Consider the following 17,920-nt stretch of genomic DNA (forward strand, 5'->3'; position numbering starts at 1 on the left):
ATAACCCGAACCTATCGCCTTAGCACCGACGTAACAATCACCGTCAGCGTTGCTGAGGCGATTAGCGTAAAGGCAAGCTGCACAACCCACTGGGTTGCCCGCTGATAGTCATTGAAGCGATCGTTGAAGCGCTCTTGCTCGTTATCCAGTTTCGTAAAGCCCTTGGACAACTGTTCAACATCCGTTGAGAGCGTATCCACCCGCGTCGAAAGCGTATCCACCCGCGTCGAGAGCGTATCCACCCGCGTCGAGAGCGTATCGACCTGGGTAGACAGCGTATCCACCTGCGTCGAGAGCGTATCCACCCGATTGGTCAGCGAGTTGAACTGGGTTGACATCCCAATGACCCCGGTCGAGAGCTGCTCTAGCTGGGCTAAGACCTGCTGCTCAAAATTGCTGCTGTTTTCGGATTGGTCTGGATGATCTGGATTAGTCGTCATGCCACTATCCTACCAAGCTGTTCTGCCTAGTGAAGGCGCTTCGAGTCGTCTCAAGGTTCCAAAAACTCCCAAAAATATCCTGAAGCGAGAGTGGGTACGACGCTAGATGTGGGATGATCTTGATTTACTTACGCTACGGGTTGTTTTATCAGGAGTTATTCTCCAAAGGACTGGGCAAGTGACAATGATTAAGAACGACACCTGGATTAAAGAACAAGCCGCCGCTGGGATGATTAAACCCTTCGAGCCAAAACTCGTGCGATCGCTCGACGGGTTTCCGGTTATCTCCTACGGCCTCAGCAGCTTTGGCTATGACGTGCGGCTCTCGCCCGTTGAGTTTCGCATTTTCCGCCACGTGCCGGGCACGGTGGTCGATCCCAAGCATTTCAACCCCGCCAATCTAGAAAGTACCGAGCTACACGAAGACGAGTCTGGCCAATATTTCGTGCTGCCGGCCCACAGCTATGGGCTGGGCGTGGCGCTAGAGCGGCTGGAAGTGCCCGACTATATCACCGTTATCTGCATGGGCAAAAGCACCTACGCCCGCTGCGGCATCATCGCCAACATCACGCCTGCCGAAGCCTCCTGGCGCGGACACTTAACCTTAGAATTTTCCAATTCTTCCAGCGCCGACTGCCGCATCTATGCTAATGAAGGCGTGGTGCAGCTTCTCTTTTTGGAAGGGGAACCCTGTGCTGTGAGTTATGAGACGCGACAAGGGAAATATCAAGATCAGTCTGAGGTGGTGACGCTGGCGCGAGTATAGGTTCCTGCTCTGCTCGTCCTGCGTGTTGCTTTTTTAACCCTTTCTGCCAAGATTTGTCAGGAAATCCCACCGCCGGGGCTGAAGTCTATGAGAGTCAATATGCAAAGTCTATTGGCAAATTTGCAAGATCATTAACAAGGTCAGTCAAGAGACACGGCGTTTCAGGAATCAGGGCCATGCCTTTGCCATCGGTGTCTTGTATGTGTCTTGTAGATGCCTTGTACGTGGCTTGTAGATGATCGAGCAGTCAAGTAACCCAGTCGAGGATATTGTGAGAACCATGCTAAAACGATTTGAAAAAGCGAGTGTGGTGTTGGCAACGGTGTTGGTTTTGGGCGGTGGGTCTTGGGTGGCGACGACTCGCCCGGCCGCTGCACAGGTGCTATTTGAGGAGCGGGGCAGCTTGGCCCCAATGCAGAATGAATACACCTTTGCGGGCAAGGCCGGCGACACGGTGACGATCTCTATGACCAGCACCGACTTTGACACATTTTTGGTGTTGCAGTCGCCCTCAGGGCAAGAAATCGCTAGCAACGATGACTACGCCCGCAGCCTGAATTCAACAATTGTGATTACGCTGCCTTCTAACGGCACGTACAAGGTGCTGGCTCGCTCCTTTTCGGGGCAGGGCGGCAATTATCTGGTGACAGTGCGCCCCGCAACGCCCTATGACCGGGCCTATTCTCGCGCGACCGAGGTGTATCGGACAGGGGACATGAACGCAGCGCTAACTGCGTTTAACGAAGCGATTCGTCTGGATTCCAGTCGTCCCGAAGCCTACCTCGATCGTGCTGATGTGCATTATGTCCAAGGCAACCTGAACGGCACGCGGGCAGATTATCAGCGGGCGATCGCCCTCTATGAGCAGCAGGGCAACAGCGATATGGCTCAGATGCTCCGCGAACAGTTGACCTATCTGGACGAGGTTCCCCCGCAGTAGGAACTTGCCCAGTTCGATAGGGTTCCTTTCGATGGGTTTCCTAAGGTTTTGCGATGACTTCTCGTGGGCACAACTCGCGAGAAGTCATTCAACTGAACCAGCCCCGACTCAGTAACCCTGACCCTAATAAAGCGCCTGAATCCACTCCCACTCTCGCGCCAGCCCTTCTTTTAGAGAAACCTGGGGGGCGTAGCCAAGGAGTTGCTTTGCCTTGGACACGTCGGCGGCGGTGTGGCGGGCATCTCCGGCGGCGTTGCCAACGTGCTTGCGGCGCAATGGTTTTCCAGTGATTTGGTCGATGGTGTCTAGCACGTCCGTCAGCACGACTCGGCTCCCGCCGCCGATGTTGAAGGTTTCGCCGATAGCAGCCTCTACGCTGGCAGCAGCTAGATTAGCGGCGATCGCATCGCTGACAAAGGTAAAATCCCGCGTCTGCTGCCCGTCGCCATAGATTGAAATCTCGCGGTCTTCCAGCACCGCCTTAAAAAACTTGTGAAACGCCATATCGCTGCGCTGGCGCGGCCCGTAGACTGTGAAATAGCGCAAAATGCTGACGGGCACATTGAAATTTTGATAATAAAGCTGACACAGATGTTCGCCTGCCAGTTTGGTAATGCCGTAGGGCGAAACAGGCTGTGGACAGAGCGTTTCAGCCGTCGGCAGGGTTTCTGCATTGCCATAGATCGAAGACGACGAAGCAAATACCAGCCGCTTTAAGCTGGGAGCTTGCTTAGCGGCCTCTAGCAAAATCTGCGTGGCGTTGACATTGCGCTCGGTATACAGGCGGAAGCCCTCGCCCCAGCTTGCCCGCACGCCGGCCTGTGCCGCCTGATGAAACACCACATCCACGCCTTCAAGCAGCATGATCCAATTCAGCGTTTGGATGTCGGCTTCGATCAGGTGGAAGTTGGGGTTTTGCTCCGCCGTGGCGATGTTCTTGCGCTTGAGCGCCGGGTCATAGTAGTCGTTAAATTCGTCGATGCCAATCACGCGATCGCCCCGATTGAGCAGCGCCTCCGTCAAATGCGACCCAATGAACCCCGCCGCCCCCGTCACCACACACGTCGCCATACCTGTTGCCCACTCCTCTGGAATCGCCTGCTGTGCTAACCCTGCGCTGCCGTTTCAACGGGCGATGCGCTTTCCGGCAAATCCAGATTCTACACCCCAGCCAGAGGTCTGGAAAGGGCACAGTGTGACGGTTTTGCCGTGACGGTTTTGCCGTGATGGTTTTCCAGCGACGGTTTCACTGCAACGGTTTTCCAGCGGCGGTTTTCCTAGCGCAAATTTCCCAAACTCGCGGTCAGGCTTGTTTCAGCCTTATTTCAGCCTTATTTCAGCCTTATTGGGGCGGACGGTTTAGCAGCGCCTCAAACTCTTGCTGCATCGCCTGCACGTCGGCAACCCTGGCCACCAGGACGTTTTCTCTGCCCGCATCTTCGAGCCGCTGCCGCCAGTGGCGCACCTGTTCGCCATTGTTCAGCCAAAAGTTCACCACGCTGTCTACCACAGCATCCAGGTTCCAGCCTCGCTTTCGGGGCACCGTTTCCACGGATTCCAGAAATGCATCCAGCGTGCAGCGATAGGCTCCCAGATACTCTGCGCCCCGATGGGCAGGGGTGCTGTGCTGATGGCTAAAAAACGACAGAATGGGCGAAATGCCCACCAGTTCAAACGAGTAGTTCATAGCTGACTCTTACCGCTGGTTTAATCTCAGTGCTGATTGGTGAGGCGCGTTGATAGGCGCGTTTTTCAAAAAGGTGACGCAAACCGTAGATTGCTGAAGGGCTAAGTAAATGGAGAAAAAAGTATCAGAGACAACCCCGTGAGCAGCTTCAGCAAGAAGCGCGATCGCCCAGTTGGTATGGGATGTAACTGTTTGAAACCCCCCGTAACAACATCTTAAGCATGGGATTTTAATGGCTCTATCTGAGAATCGGAAGGCCCTAGCCGAGCAAGTTCAAAAAACTTTGAAATTCAGCGCTTCGACCTGAAACGCCATTCGGCTGTGGCCCGCGAAAAAGGCGAACGTCCGGCGTGTTGGGGATATTTTGCGGGCCGCTTTTGGGGAACTGGTTGTGCCTTGGGTGAGATTGGGCAATCTCAGCACAGCGGGGCAAGCGGATTGGGTAACGAATAAGCTAGAATCATTACGGCTTCTTTACACGGAATCTGGTGCTTCGGCAAGAAAGAATTTCTTAAGAGGTAGGGGCTAGAGACTGGAGCTAAGAGGCTAGAGCTTGGAGGCTAGAGCTTGGAGGCTAGAGCTTGGAGGCGATCGCCCCTGGCACCGCGTCCAGAACTTTTCCAGCAGCGTTCACCAGGCTTCTGTACCGACGGTTCCCTATAAAGGATTCCACAAAGATTCCTAAATCCTGCCCGCTGCTCTTTGCTAAACCACCCAGAGAGTGCTGGCACTGCCAGGTTTCAACCCACCCTATTCACGCATTATTCACTTTCAACCGGGACTTCTCCTTATGACACTGCCGATTCGCAATGTTGCCATCATTGCCCACGTTGACCACGGCAAGACCACGCTGGTAGACGCGCTGCTGAAACAGTCCGGCACCTTTCGAGAAGGCGAAGAAGTCCCTGACTGCGTGATGGACTCTAACGCCCTGGAGCGTGAGCGCGGCATCACCATCCTGGCGAAAAACACCGCTGTCCGCTACAAAGACACGCTGATCAACATTGTGGACACGCCTGGCCACGCTGACTTTGGGGGCGAGGTGGAGCGAGTGCTGGGCATGGTCGATGGCTGCGTGCTGATTGTAGACGCGAACGAAGGCCCGATGCCCCAAACCCGCTTTGTGCTGAAAAAGGCGCTAGAAAAGGGGCTACGTCCGGTGGTCGTGGTGAACAAAATCGACCGTCCCCAGGCAGATCCCTTCGGGGCGATCGACAAAGTGCTGGATCTCTTCCTGGAACTGGGCGCAGACGACGACCAGTGCGAGTTTCCCTATCTGTTTGCGTCGGGCCTGAGCGGCTTTGCCAAGAAGGATCTGGACGACGACAGCACTGATATGAAGCCCTTGTTTGAGGCAATTTTGGAGCATGTGCCCGCGCCCGTTGGCGACCCGGCTAAGCCGCTCCAGCTTCAGGTAACGACGCTCGACTACTCCGAGTATCTCGGTCGTATCGTTATTGGCCGCATCCACAACGGCACGATTCAGGCGGGGCAGCAGGCTGCGCTGGTGACGGAAACGGGGGCGGTGGTCAAGGCAAAAATCAGCAAGCTGCTGGGCTTTGAGGGGCTGAAGCGGGTAGAGCTAGAAAGTGCCACGGCGGGCAATATTGTCGCAGTGGCGGGCTTTGCCGATGCCAACATTGGCGAAACCATCACCGACCCCGAAAATCCCCAGGCGCTGCCGCTAATCAAAGTCGATGAACCGACGCTGCAAATGACCTTCTGGGTCAACGATTCTCCCTTTGCGGGCAAGGAAGGCAAGCTGGTTACGTCTCGCCAAGTGCGCGATCGCCTCATGCGCGAGCTAGAAACCAACGTTGCCCTGCGCGTCGAAGAAACCGACTCGCCCGACAAGTTTGCTGTGTCGGGTCGGGGTGAAATGCACTTGGGCATTTTGATCGAAACAATGCGCCGCGAAGGCTACGAGTTTCAGGTGTCGCAGCCGCAGGTCATCTATCGAGAAGTAAACGGGCAACCCTGCGAGCCGTTTGAACTGCTGGTGCTGGACGTGCCGGAAGAGAGCGTCGGCGGCTGCATCGAGCGGCTGGGTCAGCGGCGTGGCGAAATGCAGGATATGCGCGTCGGCGGCAACGGCCGCACGCAGTTGGAGTTCGTGATTCCGGCACGGGGGCTGATCGGCTTCCGGGGCGAGTTTATGCGGCTGACTCGCGGCGAAGGCATCATGAGCCACAGCTTTTTGGACTATCGCCCCCTGTCGGGTGAGGTGGAAACCCGTCGCAACGGCGTGCTGATTTCCTTTGAAGAGGGCGTGGCCACCTTCTACGCCATGAAAAATGCCGAAGATCGGGGTGTGTTCTTTATCACGCCAGGGACAAAGGTTTACAAAGGGATGATCATCGGCGAACACAATCGCCCCCAAGACCTGGAGCTAAACGTCTGCAAGACCAAGCAGTTGACCAACCACCGAGCATCGGGCGGCGACGAACTCGTGCAGCTTCAGGCCCCGGTGGAAATGAGCCTGGAGCGGGCGCTGGAATACATCGGCCCGGATGAACTGTTGGAGGTTACGCCAGAGTCGATTCGCCTGCGTAAGATGGTGAAAAAACTGGCAAAACGTTAGGATTCTCTGGAATTCTCGACCTCTTCCTTCGGAAACATAGCCAAAAGCGGGGTGAATTAGATTTCAACTCACCCCGCTTTTGTTTTTACCTGTCGAGATTACCGCTTGAGTGTCTCGTTGTCCAAAATCCCCGGCCAGTTGGCGTTGGCTTGAATGATCTTCGTCTCGGTGTCTTGCTGCCACTCCCGTTGGGCATCGGCGCTGTAGTTTAGATACAGCTTGCCGCCTCGCACTTCCCATGCTGTTGGAATTGTAGTTGCCAAGACACCACCTGCCGCAGCTTTGGCGCAATAGCCGCCGTATTGCGGGGCATATTGTCTAGGATTTTGAGCAAACAGGTCGCGGTTGGCGGCGCTAGAAAATAGCCACGTTGTGCCGTTCCATTGCAAGGAATAGGCGGTGCTGCCTTCGACTACGGCGCTTTGGGTGAAATAGGCAACAACGTCTTGACCATCCAACGCGACACCATTTTCGGTATAGACGGCGGGATGGCGAGTCGCAGCGACTTGGGCGATCGCCTCAGGTTGCACCACATCAGCCACTACCGACCGATTCAGTTGATGTCCTAGGCTCACAACTGTAAGACCAGCGATCGCGAGAATTGCTAGATGCTTAGATTTCATGAATTCAACTATCCTTGAATAGATTGCAGAGTCGGGAACCAATGTGTTCTGGATGAACGTTAGAGATCTTGAATCAGAAGTGTTGAATCTTGATGGTAAAACTTTACAAAAAGCACTCTCAAGAGGCGGATTATTGAGAATGGAAGCAATAAGTAGGTCATTACAGGCAGAATTATAGATCTTTTGTACTGGATTCAGCTATGAACTTGCCCTGCTAACATTGCGTTCAACACTTCTGATCTTGAATCATTAAGTAATCGGTTTTCAGGGCGCTACATTAAGAGCTAATTTATGAAGCAAATCTTGAGAAGCCTGAAACTCCTGGCATGTGTGGCTTTGAGGTCATGTTTGCCCAGGAAAAGCGGTTTCTCGGAAATCCTTGATTAACAAGGCTTTCAGGCTCCTTTACAAATTAGCTCTAAGTTCATAAACCGTTTCAAACTCAAGGTCAGCGTAGCGGGCTGATTCTGGTATTAAGTGAGAGTTTGCTGAGAACCGTATAAAGAACAAGTAAGAAAGTATTTCCAAATCTGAAAGTGCTTTTAGGACTCCTGAAAATGCTCATCTTTCGAGTGAGGAAATGCGTCCAATCTCATAGCAAACGGCTCGATGGGATAGGCGGACTTCTCGAATAATTAAAAATACTCCTAGAACCAAGGTTCCGGTTCCCAAGAGAAATAATCCTAGCGTTAGAGTGGCGATCGCCGCTGCATTAGACGCAACTGCAAGGGCGATCGCTAACATGCTGATCAGAAATATTAAAACAGCGCTGTAAATAACAATCACCGTTTTTTGCAAAAGACGATGGTGCTGCGTCAGCAGGGGAATTTGGCGATCGATTTCCTGGAGTCGTTCGGCATAGAAATAGTCCTCTTTGGAACGCAGCAAATTGAGGCGCTCTAAGGCGAGCGATCGCATTGACTGACTAATGGCGGAGTAGCGCATCAACACAGCATTTTGAATCAGCGCACAGGCAGTGACTAAAACCACGGGGGCAATGATCAATTGAATGGTTTGGGCAACCTGCTGGGCGTTCATTTCAACCCCTCTAGTCCACTACTTTAAGCGAGAGAAATTATGCAGAATCACTCTCTTTTTGCACATTTCGAGCCGTGTCGCCAAAGCGGCCTTTGATTAACTCAAACCTGGTTGCCTGACACAAGTCCCGAAAGCCCAGAAAATTCGTTGTCTTGGGATCGAAGCGCATAGCTCCTGAGTTGGAGCCGGAGGGCTTGGTCAGAGGAGCTTTTGGGCCAGCGTCCCCTACGAGAAATCAGGGGTTTCCAGAGATGTCTTTAGTTTGGACTAATGGTGAAGAGGAAGGCAGTCAATGAGAAGCACCGACTGCCGTAAGGTCAATGAAGTACAACCAACATTGACCCCATGATTTTCAACGAACTTCAGCAATTTCGCCAAACGTTGTATGCCAGCTTGGGAAACGCCAGAGATGCCCTGTTTGATCTGATGGATGCCGTGTTAGTGAGTGCGTGCATCGTGTCGTTTGTGAGGCTATCGCAGAGTCCTGTCTTTCGTCGCCAGTGGTCGAGCCCCTATGAAGCGTTGCGCGATAGCCGCCTACCCCGATCAAAGGTGCTGAAGCTGTTGGTGCAGCAGATACCGACTCAGCAGCAACCGTTGTTGGCAGGTGATGCGAGTCGGTGGAACCGTCCTGCTGCCAGGCGTTTGAAAGACCGCACCTTATCAGGCAGAACAGGACATGCCCCGATAGCCGGACAAAACTACAGTACCTTAGCCTGGATTGCTGAAGACAGGGGCAGTTGGGCATTACCATTGCGGCATGAGCGCATCACCAGCTTTGAAACACCCGCCAGTAAAGCGGCATTCCAACTCAAACAAGTGACTCGGCAGTTAGCGGTGCGTCCGTTGGCGATCTACGACCGAGGGTACGGCAATGCCAGTTTTGTCAACCAAACGGCAGGGATTGAGGCAGACTTGCTGCTGCGGGTTACATCCAATCGATGTGTCTATGGCGCGCCCCCAGCGTATCGAGGGCGAGGCGCACCTGCCAAGCATGGACATAAGATGAAACTCAATGACCCTGACACTTGGAGTGTCCCGGTCGAAACCGTTGAAGTCGATGATCCCAACTGGGGACGAGTGCGGGTCAGTCGTTGGAGTGCATACCATTTCCGCAAATCCCCAACGGGCAATGGAAGTGTTGCGCGTGGAGGTGCTGGAGACACAGAGCAGCACGCGACGCTTGGCTCCTTTGTGGTTAGTTTGGCTGGGTGAGCAGATGCCTCCGTTAGAAACCCTGTGGTTGCACTACCTCCGTCGCTTTGCCATTGAACACTGGTATCGCTTTGCCAAGCAGAGGCTATATTGGACACATCCCCAGTTCAGTTCTGTATCGGCAACCGAACAGTGGAGCAGCCTGATGCCGTTGCTCAGTTGGCAGTTGTGGTTAGCGCGAAAGGACTGTACTGACCACCCCTTGCCCTGGCAGGCACCGCAAGAAACGTTGACTCCGGGTCGGGTCGCACAAGCGTTTGCAGGCATTTTGGCAGCGATTGGCACCCCTGCTCCTGCGCCTAAACCTCGTGGTAAATCGCCAGGACGAGGCAAGGGGCACAAGCCAACTCCTCGTCCCTGCTATCCGATGGTCAAAAAACGAGCCTCGAAACGCAAGACATCCGAACAATCCCTGAACAGTCCGGTTGCAACAGCAGCTTAACTGCGAGCAGGATTGTATCCAATTCCTTAAGTTCAACTGTTATGAACGGTTGAGCAGATTCTTTATGGCATCCTGTTGAGCATTATTGTGATGCCAGTTAGTCCAAACTAAAGAGATGTGTCAGGCAGTCAGAACTCAAACTGCACCGCTGTTCCTGCCGTCAGGGTGCGATACCCTTCGCCAGGAATGGCTGTGAAGTTAAAAAACACGTCTTGTTCCCCGTCTTCCCTGGCGATCATGCCATTGCCCGATCGCAGGTCAAACCAGCGCACCACGCCACGCAACACGGGCAGCCCACTTTCTCCCAGGGTCGGCGTTCCGTTTGCCCAGGTCTGCTGCGGAATGCGAATCTGCCAGAAGTGTTGAATCTTGATGGTAAAACTTTACAAAAAGCACTCTCAAGAGGCGGATTATTGAGAATGGAAGCAATAAGTAGGTCATTACAGGCAGAATTATAGATCTTTTGTACTGGATTCAGCTATGAACTTGCCCTGCTAACATTGCGTTCAACACTTCTGCGAATCTGCTTTACCTCTGGCGCATCGTAGGCTTCGTAGGCATAGTCTACGCGGGTCTGCATGATGGCGCGGAGATCTTGCCGCAGTTTCTCTAGCGTGGGCCGTCCCACAAAAAACCAGCCATTGTAGAGGCTGTGAATCGTCAGGTCGGGACGCAGCACGAAGGTATAGGGCTGTGGACGGTAGGCATATTCGCCTTCGGTTTCGTCCAAAATATTGATTTGCCGCAAGAGCGATCGCCCTTTGTCGCAGAGAAACGGCCACTGCGCCCCCAGCCCTGCCCGAAACGCCGCCTGCACAATGGGCGGATCAACCGACACTGTGGCTAGCTTGCAATAATTCACTGCCAATTCGCTTTGAAACTGTACCAGTTGCGGAAGCTGCTGGCGATCGCGCGGGCAAAAAAAACCCCGATAGAACACCAAAATCAGCGGATAGCCGTCCGCAAAGCCCAGGTAGTGATCGACCAGCGCAGGCTGCGTCAGGCTAGAGAGGGTAATCGGTTCGCCGTTTTGGTTGGGCAGGGTTACGTCGGGAAAGCGATCGCCCACGGTTAGGGTGGTGGTCATGGCTGCGGCCCACGGCAGAGGGAACCTTCATGCTGACATGCCGCTCCAGCCCTAGAATGAGGAAATCCTGAGCGTTTTTCCTAAAGCTCAAAAGCCTGCCGGGAACAGCGCTATACCGATCGAAAACTGCTTCAGAAATATGCCCAACATTGCGATCGCCACCTCTGAGCTTGACCTGTTGCGCTGTTTTCCTGTGCTGTTAGAACTGCGGCCGCATTTAGTCGAAGCTGAATTTGTAGCGCAGGTACGGCGACAGGCACAGCACGGCTTTCGGATCGGCTATCTGAGCGAAGAGGATGCCGTAAAAGCCGTTGCCGGATTCCGCCTGACGGAATCGCTGTTTGCCGGGCCGTTTCTCTATGTGGATGACCTGATCACCACCGAGTCGGCCCGCTCCAAAGGCTATGGGGAGGCGCTGTTTGGCTGGCTGGTAGACTATGCCCGCGCCCACGGCTGCCGCTCGATAGAGCTAGATTCGGGGGTACAGCGGTTTGCAGCCCATCGGTTTTACTTGCGCCAGCGGATGGCGATCGCCGCTCACCATTTTTCTCTGCCGCTGACCCAGCGTTAACCTAGCGTTAACCCAGCGCTACCAAAGTCAGCCCATTGCCGAAGCAACGGGCGATCGCCCGCCCCAAAACCTGCTAAAACGGCACATCCTCCTCCTCTTCTGCGGCATCTGCGTCTCCAGAATCGGTGTTTGCGTTGGGCAACTCTCCGTCTAGATTGACCAATTGCCCATTAAACATCTGTGCCAGGCTCTTGGCCGCCCGCAGCACCTCGTCCTCGGCTTCCCAAGCTGGAATGGGTGGCGGCAGGGGTGAAATTTCGGGAAAGGGGTGGGATGGGGCGATCGCCGGAGTGGCGCGATCGGGTTCGGCAGCAGCGGGCGGCGGAGCAATTGGAGCAGTTGGGGCAGTTGGCGATTGCGGTGGCGCGGCTGGCACGGGTGGCACACTAGCAGGCGCTCTAGCAGGCGCACTGGCAGACCCACTGGCGGGCGCACCTGCAGAATTGGACGCTGCCATAGCCTCACCACCTGCGGCCACCTCCAGCGTCACGCGGATGGCTTCGTTCTGAAGCTTGGCAAAGGCTGCTTCGATATTGGGCAGCTTGCTCTTGGCCATGTTGAACAAAGGCTGCGAGTTCACGCCGATTCGCGCCGTCTGCCCGTCAAACCCCAGCAGGCGACACTGCTGCCGCAGCAGGATCGCAGTCGAAGGAGGGTGCATCAGGCTGAGAACGTCTTGCCAGATTTGGGCCAGGGCGACGGGTGGAGAAGCAGGAGGATTAGAGGGTTGGGGAGGTGGAGCGGGGAGATCCGCGGGTGAGGACGGGGCGGGCGCGGGGGCAGGCGGGGGAGCAGCGGCCGCGGGCGAAACGGCTGTCGGGGCTGGGCTGGGGGCGATCGCGGCAGGCGCAGGCACGGGTGTGGGAGGAGTCGGCGCGGGGGCAGGTGCGGGGGCAGGCGCAGCGATGACCTTGGGCACTATGCTTCCCGCCGACGGCAGCGACACCGCCGACGGCAGCAGTCCCATCAGCGCGACTTCAAGCCACAGGCGCGGCTGGCTGCTCTGGCGCAGGCGCGGCTCGTTTTCCTGCAAGCGCTGCTGCCCCTGTTGCAGCATCTCGATGGGCAGCGATGCGACAAACTCGCACATTTCTGCCCAGGTGTTGGGCGTGATGGCAACCAGGTCGCTGCGGCTGGGCGCGGTTTTGGCAATCAGCAGGTCGCGGTAGAAACTGGTCAGGTTTTGCAGCACGACAAGCGGTTCCCGTCCCCGATCCATTAGGCGGCGGGCGCTGTCGAGGACGGGGGCGGGCTGGTCAGCGGCGATCGCCCTCACCAGATCCAGCAAATCCCGCTCTGGCACAGCACCGACCAGATCCCACACTTTTTCCGTGGAGATTTCGCCCTCTAGCAGGCTGAGCTGGTCGAGTAAGCTCTCCGCATCGCGCAGCCCGCCCTGGGAGATTTGCGCCACCAGATGCAGCGCCTCTGGCGTGATGGGGATAGACTCGGCGCGGGCGATCGCCCCCAGATGCGTCACCATTGCCTCCAGCGGAATACGGCGAAAGTCAAACCGCTGGCAGCGCGAAATAATCGTCGGCAGCACCCGCTGTGGGTCGGTCGTCGCCAACACAAACACCACATGGGGCGGCGGCTCCTCCAGCGTCTTCAGCAGAGCATTAAACGCCGCATTGCTGAGCATATGACATTCATCGACAACATACACCTTGTAGCGACACTGGACTGGGGCAAACTGGGCCCGCTCAATCAGTTCACGAATGTTGTCTACGCCTGTATTGCTGGCGGCATCGATTTCGATCACGTCTAGCGCAGTGCCCTGAGCCACCATGCGGCAGACCTCACACTGACCGCAGGGCTTTTCGGTGGGCTGCCCGGCTTGCAGGCAGTTCAGCGATTTTGCCAAAATCCGGGCGCTGGAGGTTTTGCCTGTGCCGCGTGCCCCAGTGAACAGGTACGCCGGGGCGATCTTTTGCTGACGCAGGGCGTTGGTCAGCGTGGCGGCGATCGCCTCCTGGCCCACCAGTTCCGAAAAGGTCTGGGGACGATATTTGTGGTGCAGCGGTTCGTAGGTCACGGCGGCAAGGGGTGAACGCTCTTACTATTCTAAGGAGTCTGATCTAAACAGTCTGAGTTCTGAACAGTCTGAGTTCTAAACAGTCTGAGTTCTAGAGCCGCCGCAAGGCGGAGAATCCATGTTGACCTGTACCTCGCATAATGGGTTGCAGGCGCTAGCAAATCCTGAAGTTCCTAATATTTCTTGCCGTAATATTTCTTGCCGTAATATTTCCTGCTGTATTTATAGCCGCTGCGGTTCACCATGTCTGCTCAACTGTTGCCTTTGACCCTCGACCTGCCCGATGCTGCCGCTACCCAGCGCTTGGGAGAGCTTTTGGGGCGATCGCTCCCGGCGGGCAGCATTTTGCTGTTGGAAGGCGACCTCGGCGCAGGCAAAACCACGCTCGTCCAGGGCATTGGGCTTGGTTTAGGCATTTCAGACCCCATCGTCAGCCCCACGTTTACCCTCGTGAACGAATATACCGAGGGGCGCATCCCGCTCTATCACATGGATCTGTATCGACTGGAGCCAGCGGAAACAGAAGCGCTGTATCTAGACCAGTATTGGGCGGGGCAAGATTTGCCACTAGGCATTGTTGCCATTGAATGGGCCGAGCGCCTGATTGCTGTGCCTACGCCAAGTCTCCATCTGGCGCTCCAGACCTCGGCCTCCGCCAAACGGCGGGCCCGCCTCACTTCTGCTGGAGAATTTAACTGGGCGGCCTACCTGGGAAATCTACCAGCGCAATTTGCTTGAGCCATACGTCCAGACTCCATGACAGATGGATAAAGCTTTTATAGAAGGTTCCAGTTTTGTATTGGTTTTGTGACCTTAGCGCTTCATTCAGTCAAAAGGGCTACTAAAATATTACTTTAGATATATCGGAATTTTGCGTAGGGCTTTTCTCAGGGAAAACCCTACGATGCACTTCGCCTGATGATTCCTAGTTTGCCCTTTTGGGGATGACGAGTTCGATATATCCGCCGTTTGGCCGATGTCTATCGGGTTCTCAAAGGGGGAAATGGGGAATGGGTGGAGTGATTCACTAAGCCTGTGCGCCAACGGAGTCTGTGTGGGCATCTGAATGGCGGTCTGAACTGGCGCTATGTGTGAGTTTCAGCCTGTCCATCTTGACGCTGGCATACTTCTAGACCACGGTTTCGGGTGCATCTCTCGGCTCCTAAGAAAACTTACTTATGCTATCTCTGTAAAGTTGACGCTAAGATCGCCGCAAAAGAGCGATTGCAGTGTTCGAGTTTGCCAGGTCAGTAGCGTTGGTTCAGTATGGGGTCAAGCTTTGGCAATAACCTGCCAGGGTTAGCCCTTTGCTGAAGGTGGGTTTGATAGCAGTGCAAGGCATATTGCGCGATCGCCCAGTGTCCAGAAGCAGACTTCGAAGAATTCTCTGAATTCTCTCAAGGCTGTTTCTGTCAACGGAGAGTTGGGTAGCAATGAGCCGCGTCACGCTTTCAGACCAAAAATCTTGAAGCCCTTTACCAATTGCTAGGGCACGTTAAACGCTGTAGAGTTGCTGACTGAGGCAACCGCCTTCAAGCTAAATCGAATGGTCGTTTTTGTAGATCCACTGCGCGGCTACAGAATCGTCCTTTGTTATAGGCTTTTCGGCACTGCTGAAATCTGAGGCCAGCTTCTTTCATGGCGGAACACGTTTTTAGGGGCGCACATTTCTAATGGGGATGTGTTCCTTTTCACAAGGGCGTGCTTCCGTAGGTTTATGTTTTCGTAAGCACGTTTTCCCAAACGTGTTTTCGCAAACATCTAACATTCGCCTGTCGCTCCTGGAAATCTCGTTGCTTTTATAGCGCTCCAAAGCCAAAGGGTTGTTTGTTTACAGTTTACAAGCGCCCCGGCAGCTTGCTGTTTCTGAACTTTTGGATCACCGGGTCTGTCTGCTTGGGACAGGAGTTGGGCGAGATTCGAGTTCGGAGGGTCAGGCAAGACTGCTTTTGCTGAATGCTTTGGGGGCGATCGCCCGGAAATGGGCCACGCCTCACTGCATCTGGCTAGGCACGTCGGGGGATGCTTTTGGTGATCAAATTCCTGTGGAATGGAAAAAGCGCCTCAATCCCCTCAACCCTGCCCACATTTAGAGCCTGTAGAAGAGCCGGTAGAACCTGAGGAACTGAGGTTCAGGGCGCGTCCTCCGCGCTTCCGGGACTGGTCTTGGCTCTGCATCTTTTTCAGTTAACTGGCTAGTTAATGATCTGCATCGTTTACTGAGTTCACCCTTCTAAATCCTTGTTTAAGCCACTTACAGGTTAGGCAATGAAGACTACGACAAATCTTGTAACAGAAGCCTGGCAACTCCTGGAGCGGTCGATTGTGTATTACGGCGATCGCCCCGTCGGCACCGTAGCAGCTTGTGACCCCAGCGTCGAAGCCCTGAACTACGATCAGTGCTTCGTGCGGGATTTTGTGTCCTCAGCGCTAGTGTTTCTCACCCACGGCCGCCCCGAAATTGTCCGAAACTTTTTGGTGGAGACTCTGGCACTCCAGAGCGGCGAGAAGCAGATGGACTACTTCTACGCTGGCCGGGGATTGATGCCCGCCAGTTTCAAAGTTGTCAGTGCCGAAGGCAAGCAATACCTGGTGGCAGATTTCGGTGAACACGCCATTGGCCGCGTCACGCCTGTCGATTCCTGCCTCTGGTGGATTATTCTGCTGCGGGCCTATGTCAAGGCAACGGGCGACCTGGATCTGGCCCACCAGCCAGAGTTTCAGCAGGGCATCCTGTGGATTCTCAAGCTCTGCATGGCCGATCGCTTCGACATGTATCCCACCATGCTTGTCCCCGACGGTGCGTTCATGATCGACCGCCGCATGGGCGTAGATGGGCATCCGCTAGAAATCCAAACCCTGTTCTATGCGGCGCTGATGTCGGCCCGGGAACTGCTGGCTCCGGGCCCGCGCAACGATATCCACATCCAGATCATCAACCAGCGCCTCAGCATTTTGAACTACCATATGCGCCAGTATTACTGGCTGGATGCGCGGCGGTTGAACACGATCTATCGCTACCACGGCGAAGAATTTGGCGAGGGCGCAGTCAACAAGTTCAATATCTATCCCGATTCAATTCCTGAATGGACATTTGACTGGATGCCCGATGAAGGCGGCTACCTGGCGGGCAACCTGGGCCCAGCCCGGCTAGACTTTCGCTTTTTTGCCTTGGGCAACCTGATGGCCGTCGTATCGTCGCTGACCAATGCCGAAGAGTCGCAGCAGGTGATGAACCTGATCGAGCAGCGCTGGGATGACCTGGTGGGGCAGATGCCCATGAAGATTTGCTATCCCGCCGTCGTGGATCAAGAGTGGAAAATTCTAACGGGCTGCGACCCGAAGAATGTGCCCTGGTCGTATCACAATGGCGGCAGTTGGCCGATGCTGCTGTGGCTGATGGCGGCGGCCTGCCAAAAAACGGGACGGACGGATCTGTGTCGCCGAGCCATGGCTATTGCCGAACGCCGCCTCAGTGAAGACGAGTGGCCAGAATACTATGACGGCAAGGCCGGACGCTACGTGGGCAAGGCCTCACGTAAGTATCAGACCTGGACGATTGCAGGCTATCTGCTGGCGCAAGATTTTCTGGACAACCCCAGCCATCTTGATCTAATCTGCTTTGACGAAGATCCGCAGTTTTTCGACTGGATGTATCGTCTGCAAGAGTTCTAGCCGGCCCCAAGGCGGCGGCTTTATGCAGCTACAGACCTGACAAGGGGGCTATACGGTTGAGCCAGGTTTTCCAATTTGAGCAGGATTTTGCCGATTCGCTGCGGTGCGTGCCCATGCGCGTCCGTTATAACCTCGACACTTGTGGGATAAAGCTGAAGCTGACCCATTGGCACGCGCTGCCTTGGGGCGATCGCCAACTGCTGCTCGACTTGCCCTGCCAAAGCGAGGCAGACATCGCCGCCTATCGCCAGCGAGTGTATGACCTGGTGGCTGCCCAAGGGGGCGATCGCCCAGCCGATTTGCCCCTCGATCCGCAGCCCGCCTGGCTCAATGCACACCAAATTCCCGACTCGGTGCAGCAGCAGGGGCAGCGCGTGGGTGTGTGCCTCACTACTGAACAGTGGAGCCGCCTCGATCCGCTCCAGCGATTTGCGTTGATCAAGCTTAGCCAGTCTAGCCATGAACATCAAAATTTTCTGCCTGCGCTGCGAGAATTTGGCGTGCTACAGAGTGCTGGGTCAGAGGCGTAGCGGTTGATTGAGGGCGATCGCTGGGCAAAGACTGGGGCGATCGCTGGGGCAAGTACTGGGACGAGTTTCTTGTAAATCCACTGTTGCATAACTGTCACAAAGGTTCATAGAACCCGATTTTTAGGTTAAGCTTTTGTTTGATTCATTTCTTTGGTTCGATAGATTGAAGTTGTTCTATTGCTGATAGCAAAGCAATAGCCAGTTTTCCAAGCTTGACTGCGCCCTACGGGCTAGTTTTTATCGTTAATCGATAGATCTGGACTTATGGGTCATCTCAGGCGCGATCGCAG

The 17,920-nt window shown here is 55.0% G+C and carries 16 protein-coding genes and 1 pseudogene; 9 read left to right on the forward strand and 8 right to left on the reverse strand.

The window, feature by feature from the left end; translation table 11 throughout:
* Nucleotides 1–11: 11 nt before the first annotated feature.
* A complete protein-coding gene (locus JTM80_RS23220; protein WP_228721744.1) occupies nucleotides 12–440 on the reverse strand; it encodes a hypothetical protein in 429 nt (142 codons plus the stop codon).
* 184 nt (nucleotides 441–624) lie between these two features.
* Between JTM80_RS23220 and dcd the strand changes: the two genes are divergently transcribed.
* On the forward strand, nucleotides 625–1,206 hold the full coding sequence (dcd, locus tag JTM80_RS19175) for a dCTP deaminase (RefSeq protein ID WP_068508153.1): 582 nt from the start codon (nucleotides 625–627) through the stop codon (nucleotides 1,204–1,206).
* A gap of 280 nt (nucleotides 1,207–1,486) precedes the next feature.
* Complete coding sequence (locus JTM80_RS19180) at nucleotides 1,487–2,146, forward strand: PPC domain-containing protein (protein ID WP_172355330.1); 660 nt, start codon at nucleotides 1,487–1,489, stop codon at nucleotides 2,144–2,146.
* Nucleotides 2,147–2,269: 123 nt separating this feature from the next.
* On the opposite strand, the gene JTM80_RS19185 is transcribed toward JTM80_RS19180, so the two are convergent.
* Both JTM80_RS19185 and JTM80_RS19190 read right to left on the reverse strand, forming a co-directional pair.
* Nucleotides 2,270–3,217 carry an NAD-dependent epimerase/dehydratase family protein gene (locus JTM80_RS19185; protein ID WP_172355328.1) on the reverse strand — a complete coding sequence of 316 codons (948 nt, stop codon included), beginning with the start codon at nucleotides 3,215–3,217 and terminating at the stop codon, nucleotides 2,270–2,272.
* Between the two features lie 271 nt (nucleotides 3,218–3,488).
* Nucleotides 3,489–3,833: a hypothetical protein gene (locus JTM80_RS19190; protein WP_172355326.1), complete on the reverse strand. Its 345-nt coding sequence runs from the start codon at nucleotides 3,831–3,833 to the stop codon at nucleotides 3,489–3,491.
* A 790-nt stretch (nucleotides 3,834–4,623) separates the two neighbouring features.
* Between JTM80_RS19190 and typA the strand changes: the two genes are divergently transcribed.
* A complete protein-coding gene (typA, locus tag JTM80_RS19195; protein WP_172355324.1) occupies nucleotides 4,624–6,414 on the forward strand; it encodes a translational GTPase TypA in 1,791 nt (596 codons plus the stop codon).
* 98 nt (nucleotides 6,415–6,512) lie between these two features.
* On the opposite strand, the gene JTM80_RS19200 is transcribed toward typA, so the two are convergent.
* Nucleotides 6,513–7,037: a YHS domain-containing (seleno)protein gene (locus JTM80_RS19200; RefSeq protein WP_172355322.1), complete on the reverse strand. Its 525-nt coding sequence runs from the start codon at nucleotides 7,035–7,037 to the stop codon at nucleotides 6,513–6,515.
* Nucleotides 7,038–7,598: 561 nt separating this feature from the next.
* A complete protein-coding gene (locus JTM80_RS19205) occupies nucleotides 7,599–8,075 on the reverse strand; it encodes a DUF2721 domain-containing protein (protein WP_172355320.1) in 477 nt (158 codons plus the stop codon).
* 345 nt (nucleotides 8,076–8,420) lie between these two features.
* Between JTM80_RS19205 and JTM80_RS19210 the strand changes: the two are divergent.
* Nucleotides 8,421–9,732: pseudogene (locus JTM80_RS19210) on the forward strand (NF041680 family putative transposase).
* 128 nt (nucleotides 9,733–9,860) lie between these two features.
* Here the strand turns inward: JTM80_RS19210 and JTM80_RS19215 are convergent.
* Both JTM80_RS19215 and JTM80_RS19220 read right to left on the reverse strand, forming a co-directional pair.
* Nucleotides 9,861–10,019: a cold shock domain-containing protein gene (locus tag JTM80_RS19215; RefSeq protein WP_205370102.1), complete on the reverse strand. Its 159-nt coding sequence runs from the start codon at nucleotides 10,017–10,019 to the stop codon at nucleotides 9,861–9,863.
* A gap of 191 nt (nucleotides 10,020–10,210) precedes the next feature.
* On the reverse strand, nucleotides 10,211–10,819 hold the full coding sequence (locus tag JTM80_RS19220) for a peroxiredoxin family protein (RefSeq protein WP_205370103.1): 609 nt from the start codon (nucleotides 10,817–10,819) through the stop codon (nucleotides 10,211–10,213).
* Nucleotides 10,820–10,958: 139 nt separating this feature from the next.
* Here JTM80_RS19220 and JTM80_RS19225 point away from each other — a divergent pair, with 139 nt between their 5' ends.
* Nucleotides 10,959–11,390: a GNAT family N-acetyltransferase gene (locus tag JTM80_RS19225; protein ID WP_172355316.1), complete on the forward strand. Its 432-nt coding sequence runs from the start codon at nucleotides 10,959–10,961 to the stop codon at nucleotides 11,388–11,390.
* 73 nt (nucleotides 11,391–11,463) lie between these two features.
* Here the strand turns inward: JTM80_RS19225 and JTM80_RS19230 are convergent, their stop codons facing one another.
* Nucleotides 11,464–13,425, reverse strand: a complete 1,962-nt coding sequence (locus JTM80_RS19230) for a DNA polymerase III subunit gamma/tau (protein WP_205370104.1) — start codon at nucleotides 13,423–13,425, stop codon at nucleotides 11,464–11,466.
* A 264-nt stretch (nucleotides 13,426–13,689) separates the two neighbouring features.
* On the opposite strand from JTM80_RS19230, the gene tsaE reads away from it, so the two are divergent.
* The 4 genes from tsaE (at nucleotide 13,690) to JTM80_RS19250 (ending at nucleotide 17,630) form a co-directional block, all read left to right on the forward strand.
* Nucleotides 13,690–14,163 carry a tRNA (adenosine(37)-N6)-threonylcarbamoyltransferase complex ATPase subunit type 1 TsaE gene (gene tsaE, locus JTM80_RS19235; RefSeq protein WP_172358884.1) on the forward strand — a complete coding sequence of 158 codons (474 nt, stop codon included), beginning with the start codon at nucleotides 13,690–13,692 and terminating at the stop codon, nucleotides 14,161–14,163.
* A gap of 1,211 nt (nucleotides 14,164–15,374) precedes the next feature.
* Nucleotides 15,375–15,518 (forward strand): hypothetical protein, encoded by a 144-nt coding sequence (locus tag JTM80_RS19240; protein WP_172355312.1) that lies wholly within the window; start codon nucleotides 15,375–15,377, stop codon nucleotides 15,516–15,518.
* A gap of 175 nt (nucleotides 15,519–15,693) precedes the next feature.
* A complete protein-coding gene (locus JTM80_RS19245; protein WP_172355310.1) occupies nucleotides 15,694–17,100 on the forward strand; it encodes a glycoside hydrolase 100 family protein in 1,407 nt (468 codons plus the stop codon).
* A gap of 56 nt (nucleotides 17,101–17,156) precedes the next feature.
* Nucleotides 17,157–17,630, forward strand: a complete 474-nt coding sequence (locus JTM80_RS19250; RefSeq protein WP_172355308.1) for a nitrate reductase associated protein — start codon at nucleotides 17,157–17,159, stop codon at nucleotides 17,628–17,630.
* Nucleotides 17,631–17,920 lie beyond the last annotated feature (290 nt).

It is taken from the genome of Thermoleptolyngbya sp. PKUAC-SCTB121, assembly GCF_016919485.1.
Classification (GTDB): Bacteria; Cyanobacteriota; Cyanobacteriia; order Elainellales; family Elainellaceae; genus Thermoleptolyngbya; species Thermoleptolyngbya sichuanensis.

Excerpts from the sequence above, each read along its gene's own strand:
- JTM80_RS23220 (WP_228721744.1), bottom strand. The coding sequence starts at position 440 with ATGACGACTAATCCAGATCATCCAGACCAATCCGAAAACAGCAGCAAT.
- dcd (WP_068508153.1), top strand. The coding sequence starts at position 625 with ATGATTAAGAACGACACCTGGATTAAAGAACAAGCCGCCGCTGGGATG.
- JTM80_RS19180 (WP_172355330.1), top strand. The coding sequence starts at position 1,487 with ATGCTAAAACGATTTGAAAAAGCGAGTGTGGTGTTGGCAACGGTGTTG.
- JTM80_RS19185 (WP_172355328.1), bottom strand. The coding sequence starts at position 3,217 with ATGGCGACGTGTGTGGTGACGGGGGCGGCGGGGTTCATTGGGTCGCAT.
- JTM80_RS19190 (WP_172355326.1), bottom strand. The coding sequence starts at position 3,833 with ATGAACTACTCGTTTGAACTGGTGGGCATTTCGCCCATTCTGTCGTTT.
- typA (WP_172355324.1), top strand. The coding sequence starts at position 4,624 with ATGACACTGCCGATTCGCAATGTTGCCATCATTGCCCACGTTGACCAC.
- JTM80_RS19200 (WP_172355322.1), bottom strand. The coding sequence starts at position 7,037 with ATGAAATCTAAGCATCTAGCAATTCTCGCGATCGCTGGTCTTACAGTT.
- JTM80_RS19205 (WP_172355320.1), bottom strand. The coding sequence starts at position 8,075 with ATGAACGCCCAGCAGGTTGCCCAAACCATTCAATTGATCATTGCCCCC.
- JTM80_RS19220 (WP_205370103.1), bottom strand. The coding sequence starts at position 10,819 with ATGACCACCACCCTAACCGTGGGCGATCGCTTTCCCGACGTAACCCTG.
- JTM80_RS19225 (WP_172355316.1), top strand. The coding sequence starts at position 10,959 with ATGCCCAACATTGCGATCGCCACCTCTGAGCTTGACCTGTTGCGCTGT.
- JTM80_RS19245 (WP_172355310.1), top strand. The coding sequence starts at position 15,694 with ATGAAGACTACGACAAATCTTGTAACAGAAGCCTGGCAACTCCTGGAG.